Here is a 9,715-nt window from a genome sequence, read left to right on the forward strand (position 1 = left end):
CATGCGCGAAAATGACACGATCACCGCGCATTCCGGCGGCTACCTGCCCGACGACGCGAAGCGCCAGGACCGGCGCACCGCCAGACGGGATTGGCGCGCCGCCGCGGACCAGTTGGTCCGGGAGCAGCAGGACCGGGCGGCCGCGGCGAAGGCGGCGGAGATCGCCGCGCGGAAGGCGGAGTACCGGTCCCGCACCCCGAAGTCGGGAGAGAAGCGGCCCTGGGCCGGCCGCACCACCCACGGGCTGAAGCTGCGCAAGCATCGGGCGACGACGGCGAACCTGTCGCACGTGTACCCGTTCCTGGCCGACGGCGGCCTCGGTTCCGCCGGTGTCTACGTGGGCCGGGACTCGTACTCGGGGGCGTCGTTCTGCTACTGCGGGTTCGACCTGTACAACCGGCGCCCGAGGTTGGTGTCGAACACGAACATCATGATGGTCGGCAACATCGGCTGGGGAAAGACGAACACCGCGATGGCCCTGGCCGTACGGAACCTGCCGTTCGGCCGCCGCATCGTCGTCCCCGGCGACCCCAAGGACGACTGGCTCCGCCTGGCCATCGCCCTCGGCGGGCAGGGCATCCGCCTGGGCCGCGGCCTACCCGCCCGGCTCAACCCGCTGGACGGTGGTGTCAAGCCGGCAGGGAAAGACCCGGCGATGTGGCATTCCGAGGTGTGGTCCCGCCGGCAGAAGCTGCTCATTGCCCTGGTCGCCACCGCCGCCCCCGCGATCGCACCGCTGGAACCCCTCGCTGTCGCTGCCCTCGACCTGGCGCTGGCCGCTGCCGTCCAACATTCGGGCACCCCGACCCTGCCGGACGTCGCGCATCACCTCGCGGCACCGGACCCGGACCGGGCCAAGGCTGCGGGGTATGACGCGGAGTTGCTGCGGCGCCGTGGGCAGCCGGTGTATGCGGTGTTGTCGTCGTTGATCAACGGTCACCTGGGCGGCCTGTTCGACGGGCCGTCGACGGTGCGGTTCGACCCGTTGGCGCCGATGATCGCCCTCGGCTCGGCGGCGTTGGGGGATGACGACCTGCTGCAGTCGCTGGTGATGCTGTGCTGCTCGGCGTGGGTCGGGTCGACGATGTCGGATCCGGCGTTCGGGCAACGATTGTTCGTGTACGACGAGGCGTGGCGGATCATCAGCGGGGAGGCGCAGCTGGACCGGATGAACGCCGACCTGCGGCTGTCCCGGCATTACGGCATCGCGAACATCCTGGCCATGCACGCCCTGTCCGACCCGGACAAGGTCGGCCACGCCGATTCCGCCGCCGTCAAAAAGGCCCAAGGGCTCCTGTCGTTGTGTGACACGAGGGTGGTGTTCCGGCAGGCCCCCGGTGAACTCGACCGCGCCACCGCCGATCTCGCTCTCACCCAGGCCGAACGGGAAGTCGTCGCCGGCGCCGGCGTCGGCGAAGCCCTCTGGAAACTCCCCACAAAATCGTTCCGAGTACAGACCATCCTGTCCGACCGCGAAAAGCAGATGTTCAACACCGACCAGCGCATGACCAACATGTCGAAAGCCCTGTGAGGACAACATGTTCAAGACAATCGCGCAACTCGCTCACCGTACTCCGAACCGGGCCGCGACGTCCAGCGACGACCGGACTTCTATTGCCGCCATGGCCCGGGTGACCGCCGGCGCCGTCATCACCGACCAGGCCGTCGTCGGGGGCAGTGCGGTCGCGCTCGGCGCGGTCACCATCGCCGGGCGGGCGCAGCTGGTCGAGCACGGCATGCTCGGCGGCACCGCCCGCCTGCAGAGCCGGGCTGTGCTCTCCGGGTGGGCCGCCGCCATCGAAGAATCCATCATCGACGGGGATGCCTGGGTGTTCGGCCGGGCCGTCGTCTCCGGCCGGGCGAGCGTCGCCGGCCACGCCCAGGTCTTCGGCGACGCCACCGTCACCGCGGGTGCCGTCGTCGACGGCCACGCCTGGATCCACGGCCACGCGATGGTCACGGGGCAGGCCTGGGTGAGCGGGCGGACGCAGGTCGGCGGCCACGCCATGGTCTGCGGCGACGCCAGCATCAGCGGGGCGTTGCGGATCGGCGGGCATACGGTGATCGGCGACGGCGCCGACATCACCCGCCCCACCGACTTTGAGACGCACCGGCTCAGCTGGGGCGAGTATGTCACCCTGTACCGGTGCGACGACGGCACCGTCGGGCTCGGCCGCAGCGAGAACAACCACGGACCGGTCACTCTCGGACGCACGCACCTGCTCGACGGCAGGCTCACCGCCCGGATCGAGGAACTCACCGAACTCTGGTCGGCTCCATCGACGGGCGAAGTCTGACCGCGGTCAGTACATGCCGGACATCATCCGGGCGGCCACCCGGGCCAGCCACAGGCCCAGCACCAGACCCAGGAGCAGCGATCCGATGACCACGAGGAAGTACAGGACGACCGCCGCGGCGGCGGTGCCCAGCACGATCAGGACGCCGTTGCCGACGTAGCGGGCGATCGTCCATCCGCGGGTGGTGGTGTCAGGTGCGTGCGGCATCGGTGGCCTCCTCGGTCAGGACCTGCCGGACGGTCTGCAGGTGCCGGTGCACGTCCCGCACGGTGTTTCCCGGGTCGTAGACGGTGATCTGCCCGGCGGTGACCCGGCCGCTGGGGCAACGGATCTCCCACCGCACCTTGCGTCCCGGCTCGACCCACTGGTCCAGGCCGTCGCGCAGGACATCCATAGTGGACTGGACGTCCTCCCGGAGGGATGTCTCGGCGTCGGTGCCCAGCACCGTGATGGTGATCGTGTACATGGGGTTCACTGTCGGCTCCTTCGAGCGGTGTGCGGTGAAGGGCGGGAAAGTTGTGGATGGATCCGGAGCGATGTGGACAACTCACGCCGGGTGCCAGGAACTCGAACCGGGCTGGAAGTCACAGGGTGGGTCGCGGTCCGCGGATCTCGGCCCAGGCGGGTCGCTGTTCGTAGTCCTTGGTGGCCCGGGGTTTTGCCGCCTGGTAGCGGTTCACGGGCAGGACCAACGGCGCGAGCGCGGACAGCTCCCGCCACTTGCGTTCGGTGGTGGCCCAGGCCGCCTGGTCGTGGATCCGCCAGGTCAGGCCGCCGATGCGGATGATGGCCAGATTCTGGGTGGCGTCGAAGACGTGGTCGACGGTGTCGGTGCCGTGGGCGCGGACCATCATGACCGGTCCGTGATCCGCTGGCCCGGTGGTGACGGTCTTGGGCAGTCGGGAGGCGTTGTACCAGGAGTCGATCCACGCTTCGGCGTACTGGCGGGCGGCGAGCTGGTCGTGCAGGTAGATCAGCAGGTTGTCGGTGGAGACCGCGATGTGACCGCCCCAGTCCTTGCGGTTGCCGGATCCGTGGGTATCCAGGGTCAATTGTTGTTCGCCGGCGATGTCGACGGTGGCCAGGATCTGCTGGCCGGCGCTGGGCGGCTTCTCGGCCCTCGTCTGGGTGGCCCGGCGGACCGCCGCGGCGAGCGGGTCTCGTCCTTGGTGGACGCTCATCGGCCGATCCCGCCTGGATGGCAGGCAGTCTCGGCTGGTTCGGTCTGGTCCCACCGGTAGATCGCGCCGGGCCGGGCGAACGCGACCGTGCCGTCGGCCCGCACGGTCAGCTGCTTCTGCTCGTGCGTGCCGGAGGCGTGCGCGACCCCGGCCAGCACCAGATGCAGATGAGTGCGGTCCAGACCGGCCAGCGCGCCGCCCAGGTTGACCTGGGTGTCGTTGCCGGACAGGGAGGCGGCGATCTGCAGGAACCGTTGCTCACCGCCGGACAGTGCACCCATCTGGGCGGGGATGGCGTCGAAGTCGATCCAGTGGCCGGACCCGGTGGGGTGCACCCACGGGCAGCCTGGGTCGGCGAACCGGCCGTCGAAGCCGCGGATGAGCAGTTCGGTTGCGGCCTCCAGGCCGTAGATGCCCTTGGCCCAGGCGCGCAGCTGGGCGTGATGCCGTTCGACGTCGCCGGTCATCACAGGCTCCGGCCGGCGGGCAGCGACGTGGTGGCGTCGGGGATCTCGATGAGCAGGGGCATGGTCGGCGGGTAGTAGCTGGTCGCGCCGGGGATCTCGGCGAACTGCACCGCCACGACAGGACGCGCACCCTGCAGCCGGTGCAGGGTGACGTGCCGACGGGGACCTGTGTCGGGGATGACGACGTCCCCCAACTGCAGCTGCATGGCCGTGATGGTGCGGACGAGGTAACCCATGACGCTTCCTCCTGATCGTCGGTTGTCGCTGTGTGGTGCGGGGAATCGGCGGGAGCTGTTGCCCCCGGCCGCCGTTGCGGCGCGCGTTTCAGGGGCCGGCCTCGGCGCGGACGTCGGCGTAGAAATCGATGTGGCCGCACGGGTTCGTCCAGCCGTCGCACGCGAGGCGACGGGACCCCTCGTAGGAGATCGCTGGGGTGATGTCGCCGCGGGGTCCGCTGCAGGTTCGGCAGACCCACCGCAGGGTGAGCGTGATCAGGTGTTGGCCGGCGTGGTCGGCGCTGCCCGGGATCCGGACGGTGCGGTAGTCGGTCGGCTCGTGGTGCTGGCTGGCGGTCATGTCTCGTCCCGTCTGGTGGAGTACTTGTGGGCAGAGCCTTTTCGGGGCCAGCCGTTCTTCCGGCGGGCCGATCACGGCTGTGATCGGGGGTCGAGGCAAGGGGCCGAAGGCGCGGCGATGGGCGCGACTGGTCCGGCCGGTGTGGATGTGCGGAGGAGCGGAGCGGGGGAGCGGATTCGCCCGGGCGGATCGGTGGCGAACGACGCCGCCGTAGCCCTTGACTCGGCCCCGTACGATCGACCGCCAGGTCGGCCCGCCGGGAGGGCGGGGAGCCCCACTGGGCGACCCCAACTGTCAGGCCGCTCCCGCGGCCTGTCCATCAGGCAGTTCGGTCCCCTGCGCCACCTCTGGCCGCTGGACGTCGCAGGTCGGTTGCTCGCCGACGCTCGACGTCACTACCAGGTGTGCTGACCTCGAAGACCAAGACCCCGCACCGCTCCGCCGACCTGGACCGGCTGCTCGTCGGAGTCGTCCTGCTGGTCGGCATCGGTGGCCTGCTGCTCTGGGTGGGTGGGCAGGTCGCGAGCCTGATCACCGGCAACGGCTTCGCCGCCGGCCCGATGACCGCCGGCGCCCGGGCGCTGCTCGCGGACCGCGACAACCCGTCTGCGGCCTGGGATTCGCCTCTGCCGGACCCGGCGGCCTACTGGTGGATCACGACCACCGTCACGGGTCTGCTCCTCGCCCTCGGCGCCGTCGGGTTCGCCAAGGTTCGCGGACGGGTGCGGTTGCGGGGCCGGCTCTCGGAGATGGCCACCCGCCCAGGCATGGCGACCTCCCGCGACATCAAGGCTACGGTCGGTCCGAAACGGTTGCGGCGCAGCGCCCCCGAACTCCGTCCCACCCTGGCCGGCCGAATCGGCCCGAGGGAGTTGGGGTGGTGCTGGGGCACCGCCCGCGGTATCGGGGTCTGGACCAGTGTCCGGGACTCCGTCGTCCTGCTCGGGCCGTCCGGTGCGGGTAAGGGCGTGTACGTGGTGAACAACCGCATCCTCGATGCCCCCGGTGCGGTGGTGGCGACCTCCACCCGCCCGGACGGCCTGTCGGTCACCATCACCCACCGCCGCACGGTTGGTCCGGTGGCGGTGATCGCGACCGACGGGTCGATGGACGGCCTACCGGAGATCGTGCGCTGGTCCCCGATCCAGGGCTGCCGCGACGGCCGGGTCGCCGCCGCCCGCGCCCATGTCCTGGCCGCCGGCTCCTCAAGCGGTGTGGAGGACGCCTCGTTCTGGCAGGGCTGGACCGAGAAGGTCATCAAGACCCTGCTGCATGCCGCGGCCTGGTCGGGCACTGGCATCGACGACCTGTGGCGGTGGTCGCAGTCCGCCACAGCGGCCCGGTCCGCCCTCGCGGTGCTGCAGGACCTGGACGGCCGCGACACCGGCACCGGGCAGCAGGTTGAACCGGGATGGGCGGACACCCTGGCCCAGGTCGTCGAGGGCGACGATAAGTTCCGCGGCAACGTGTGGGCCGGCGTCGGCAAGGCCCTAGCCGGGTTGGACCTGTACTCGGTGCGGCGCCGGTTCGACCCCCGCCCCGGGGAGAACTTCGACCCGACGGCGTTTCTCGCCGACCGGGGCACGCTGTATCTGCTGGCCGAGGCGGACGACCCCGCGTCCCGACTGCTGCAGTGCCTGGTCGCCGACATCACCCGTACCGCCAAGGACCTGGCCGATCACTCACCGAAGTCACGCTTGGATCCGCCGCTCACCTTGGTGTTGGACGAGATCGCGAACTGGGCACCGCTGCCGGCGTTGCCGACCTATGTGTCGGCGTACGGGGGTTCCGGGGTGGTGACGATTGCGGTGATCCAGTCGCGGGCGCAGATGGCCCGCTCCTGGGGCAGCGACGCGGCGAAAGCGATCTGGGATTCGGCGACCATCACCGGCATCCTCGGCGGCGTGACCGATGCGGAGAACCTGCGGGACTTCGCCGCGATCGCCGGCGACCGCGACGAAACGTCCTGGCAGGCCTCCACCGGCAAGGACGGCGGCCTGCTCGGTCTCGGGTCCGGCCGGTCCTACAGCGAGCAGACCCGGACCCGGGCGGTGCTGACCACCGGGGAGATCCGTGGCCTGCCCGAAGGCACGATGTTGATGTTCTACAAGGGCCTGGATCCGATGCTGGTGCGGATGACCGCGTACTACCGCCGCAAGGACCGCAAGACGCTGCTGGCGGGCCGGGCCGGGATCGAATCCAGGATCAGCGGAACCGCCGCCGCCGGGCCGGTGGTCGTTGAACCGGTCGAGGAGACCTGACATGCGGCCGCCCCGGCCCGGGTCGGCGTGGACGTCCAGCCGATGGGCTCGCCGCGGCTGGTACGCCGACTACATGAACAGCCCGGCCTGGGTGAACCGCAAGAAGCGCTGGTTCCGGGAACATTGGGCACGGACCCACCAATTCGCCGCCTGCATCGTCTGCGGCGGCCGTCCGGTCGAGCTGCACCACATGGATTACGGGCGCCTCGGAAACGAAAAGCACGAGGACATCACCGCTCTGTGCCGTTCGCACCACGCGCGTATCCACGCCGCCTGGGACGCGACACCCCACCTGCGTCGCCTGGGTCGCCGAGCCGCGACAGTCATTCTGGTGCAGGCGATGCGACGCGATCCGGGCCGCTGACGTGGTGAAGATCGGGGAGGGAATTGGTGAGCGACGTTCAGCCGGTCGGCCAGGTGCGAAGGGTGGGCCGGTAGACCAGTTCCTGGATGCGGCCGTCGTAGGTGCGGGTCTGCAGCAGGTCGAGGTCGAAGTCGCCGGCCCCGGTAAAGATCGGCTCGTCGCCGGTCTGGGCGCAGATTACCGGGAAGACGGTGATCTGGATCCGGTCGACCAGGCCGGCGGCCATCAGCGCGCGGTTCAACCTCAGGCTTCCGTGCGAGCGGATCGGCACATCCGACTCGTCCTTTATGCGGCGGACGACATCCACGGCGTCACCGCAGGCCACGGTGGCGTCGGGCCAGTCGAGAGGGCCGCGCAGCGTCGATGAGATGACGGTGGTGGGCAAGCTGACCATCCGGTCGATCCACGGGTCACGGTCGTCGCCCATCGTCGGCAGCATCTGTAGGAAGAGGCCGAATGTGGTGGCCCCGAAGACCATCCGCTGCTGTCCGTCGTAGGCCTTCAGGCGCTGGTCGAGGAACTCGGGACCGTGCTTGCCCCAATAGCCGCCCCAGTCGCCGGGCGGTCCGTAGGAAGCGTGGCCGTCGAGGCTGGTGAACACGTCGAACGTGTAGGTCGCGGTCATGCAGGTGCTGACCCGGCCGCCGGCCGGAACTCATCGGCGAGTCGGGTTCAGGTGTTGCAGAATGCAACACCTGATCCCGGACCGGTGGACGCGGCTACGGCAGCAGGTCGTCGATGTCGGAGCGGCGACGCCGGGCGACGCGTTGATCGACCGCGGCGGTGCGGGCGTTCGCCGCTGCCGTGGCCCGGTCCGCGGCAATCGCGGCAGGCAGGAGCTTCTCGAGGGCATCGAGCCACCGCTGGGCGAATTCGTCGGACGCGGGCGGCGCCGGGTCGGCGGGAGTGGCCGTGGCGAACCGGTGGGCCAGGTCGTCCCGGGCCTGGGCGACGAGGCCTTCGCGGTCGGTGTGCTGTTGGGCGTCGAGGACGGTTCGGGCGGCATCCAGGGCGGATTGGGCGGCGCGATCGAGGGCGTCCTTGGCGAGCTGATGCAGGCGCCCGGCGACCTCGGTGCGGTCGTCGTCGCCGGCGTTGGCGGCATTGTCGGCGACCTCGGCGAGGATCGCCGGCGCCAGCTCGTGGCGCAGCTCGGCGGCCTGCAGGATCTCGACGGCCTGGTCGACGGCCGCCTGCCGGGCGACCGCGTGGACGCGTTCCCGGGTCTGGGTGTCGAGGTGGTCCTGCCATAGCTGTTCGGCGAAGGCCGGCATTGCCGGTGGGGGTTCGGGTTCGGCCTGGTGGCGGGTGGCGGTGCAGCCGGTGATGGCGGTGGCCTCGCGGAGCCGGCTGATGGCGGCCTCCCGGCGTTGGTCCCAGTCGAGGCCGATCATGCCGACGCCGGCGTCGGGGTGCCGAGTGAGCAGCCACCCGGTCCACAGGTGGCCGATGTCCTCCCTGATCCCGGGGTGGGTGAACCAGCAGGGCGGGATCACCGTGGCCGGGATCCGGAAGGTGACCCGGAACCAGGCGATCCAATCGGCCAGTTCGGTCAGCTCGTGGGTGTACTCGTCGGGGGACAGGTCGTCCCAGCACACCACCATCGGGACGGGAGGTGTGCCGGGCTGACCCCCGAACATGCTCGGGTCGAACGCCGGTTGGCTCACCGGCTAGTCCCGCGGGCCGGCTGTGGCCGCCGGTAGGCCGCTTCGGCGAGCGAGCCGAGGCTGGCCTGAGCGGCGTGCAACCGTCGACCTTCCTGTTCCTGGCGGAGCTCGCGGGCTTCGGCGACCGCGTCGACGAGCCCGATGAGGTGCCGGCGGACCTGCTGGCCCAGGTCGTCGTACCCGGCGACCCGCGCCGGGTCGGGTTCCCCGTCGCCGGCAGCGATCATGCCCAGGGTCTGCGTGTCGGCGCCGTGCTTCGTGTGGCGGGTGCCGGGCGTATCGGCCAGGAACACGTAGCTGAACGGGCCGATCTGCCCGGGCGGGCGCAGGACGGTGACGGTGCGGCCCGCGAACGAGGCGTCCAAGCCGATGATGTCGTCCCAGTCGTCGCCGGCCCGCACGGTCTCCGGTCGCAGGGCCGGCTCCAGTGCGGCCGGCTCCGGCGGGTTCGCCGGCTCGGGGTCGTTGGCGGTGATCGAGTCCCACACCGGGGACTCGTCCAGCACCAGCCGGAGCTGGTGTGCGAGTTCGACCTGGTCGGTGGTGAACTCGTTGCGGTGGCCTTGGTCTCGGATCATCGCCAACGCGGATTCGGTCGCTACCAGGTCGGCTTGCACGGCCTCGGTGCGGGGCCGGTCGAGGTCGTCGCCGACCTGCCGGTTTACCTGCCCCGACCCATCGGTGCGGCCGGATCGTTGGGCGTGGGCGCGTTGTTCGGCTTCGCGGGCCAGGACGACGGTCGGTTCGACGGTTGGGGTCCACCAGCGGTAGGCCTCGAACGCGGCCTGGTCGGGGGTGGACCAGGCGGTCTTGCGCTGCAGGAACAAGCTGACGGCCCGCTCGGCTTCGTCGGGGCGGAGCCGGTAGTCCTCGCGGAGCGACTGCAGGACGTAGGCGGTGAA

At 70.5% G+C, this 9,715-nt stretch carries 13 protein-coding genes; 4 read left to right on the forward strand and 9 right to left on the reverse strand.

The annotated features are described in order from the left end of the window. The first annotated feature begins 1 nt into the window (after position 1). Together ACOJUF_RS05850 and ACOJUF_RS05855 are read left to right on the forward strand one after the other, a co-directional pair. A complete protein-coding gene (locus tag ACOJUF_RS05850; RefSeq protein WP_420120925.1) occupies positions 2-1,531 on the forward strand; it encodes an ATP-binding protein in 1,530 nt (509 codons plus the stop codon). Positions 1,532-1,538: 7 nt separating this feature from the next. After that, positions 1,539-2,297: a hypothetical protein gene (locus tag ACOJUF_RS05855; RefSeq protein WP_420120926.1), complete on the forward strand. Its 759-nt coding sequence runs from the start codon at positions 1,539-1,541 to the stop codon at positions 2,295-2,297. Positions 2,298-2,303: 6 nt separating this feature from the next. Here ACOJUF_RS05855 and ACOJUF_RS05860 read toward each other — a convergent pair whose 3' ends face one another. The 6 genes from ACOJUF_RS05860 to ACOJUF_RS05885 form a co-directional block, all read right to left on the reverse strand. After that, entirely contained in the window at positions 2,304-2,504 is a 201-nt protein-coding gene (locus ACOJUF_RS05860; protein WP_420120927.1) for a hypothetical protein, read from the reverse strand. After that, the gene (locus ACOJUF_RS05865; RefSeq protein ID WP_420120928.1) at positions 2,488-2,772 is read right to left on the reverse strand and encodes a hypothetical protein; all 285 of its coding nucleotides are present in this window, start codon (positions 2,770-2,772) and stop codon (positions 2,488-2,490) included. Before ACOJUF_RS05865 ends, ACOJUF_RS05860 begins: the two co-directional genes overlap by 17 nt. Positions 2,773-2,881: 109 nt before the next feature. Beyond that, the gene (locus tag ACOJUF_RS05870) at positions 2,882-3,478 is read right to left on the reverse strand and encodes a hypothetical protein (protein ID WP_420120929.1); all 597 of its coding nucleotides are present in this window, start codon (positions 3,476-3,478) and stop codon (positions 2,882-2,884) included. Next, positions 3,475-3,945 carry a hypothetical protein gene (locus ACOJUF_RS05875; protein WP_420120930.1) on the reverse strand — a complete coding sequence of 157 codons (471 nt, stop codon included), beginning with the start codon at positions 3,943-3,945 and terminating at the stop codon, positions 3,475-3,477. The genes ACOJUF_RS05870 and ACOJUF_RS05875 overlap by 4 nt, the downstream gene beginning before the upstream one ends. Then, a complete protein-coding gene (locus tag ACOJUF_RS05880) occupies positions 3,945-4,181 on the reverse strand; it encodes a hypothetical protein (protein WP_420120931.1) in 237 nt (78 codons plus the stop codon). Before ACOJUF_RS05880 ends, ACOJUF_RS05875 begins: the two co-directional genes overlap by 1 nt. A gap of 88 nt (positions 4,182-4,269) precedes the next feature. Further along, positions 4,270-4,521 (reverse strand): hypothetical protein, encoded by a 252-nt coding sequence (locus ACOJUF_RS05885; RefSeq protein ID WP_420120932.1) that lies wholly within the window; start codon positions 4,519-4,521, stop codon positions 4,270-4,272. Positions 4,522-4,925: 404 nt separating this feature from the next. Here ACOJUF_RS05885 and ACOJUF_RS05890 point away from each other — a divergent pair, with 404 nt between their 5' ends. Further along, positions 4,926-6,782 carry a type IV secretory system conjugative DNA transfer family protein gene (locus ACOJUF_RS05890; RefSeq protein WP_420120933.1) on the forward strand — a complete coding sequence of 619 codons (1,857 nt, stop codon included), beginning with the start codon at positions 4,926-4,928 and terminating at the stop codon, positions 6,780-6,782. Between the two features lie 73 nt (positions 6,783-6,855). Beyond that, the gene (locus ACOJUF_RS05895; RefSeq protein WP_420120934.1) at positions 6,856-7,146 is read left to right on the forward strand and encodes a hypothetical protein; all 291 of its coding nucleotides are present in this window, start codon (positions 6,856-6,858) and stop codon (positions 7,144-7,146) included. 37 nt (positions 7,147-7,183) lie between these two features. Here the strand turns inward: ACOJUF_RS05895 and ACOJUF_RS05900 are convergent, their stop codons facing one another. From ACOJUF_RS05900 to ACOJUF_RS05910, 3 genes are all read right to left on the reverse strand, one after another. After that, positions 7,184-7,771 carry a dihydrofolate reductase family protein gene (locus ACOJUF_RS05900; protein ID WP_420120935.1) on the reverse strand — a complete coding sequence of 196 codons (588 nt, stop codon included), beginning with the start codon at positions 7,769-7,771 and terminating at the stop codon, positions 7,184-7,186. Between the two features lie 94 nt (positions 7,772-7,865). Further along, positions 7,866-8,813, reverse strand: coding sequence for a hypothetical protein (locus tag ACOJUF_RS05905; protein WP_420120936.1), 948 nt, complete (start codon positions 8,811-8,813; stop codon positions 7,866-7,868). After that, positions 8,810-9,715: hypothetical protein (locus ACOJUF_RS05910; RefSeq protein WP_420120937.1), on the reverse strand; the 906-nt coding region annotated here is incomplete at its 5' end. The genes ACOJUF_RS05905 and ACOJUF_RS05910, both read right to left, overlap by 4 nt.

Origin of the sequence: Nakamurella sp. (assembly GCF_048594475.1) — a bacterium.
In the GTDB taxonomy this organism is placed as follows: Bacteria; Actinomycetota; Actinomycetes; order Mycobacteriales; family Nakamurellaceae; genus Nakamurella.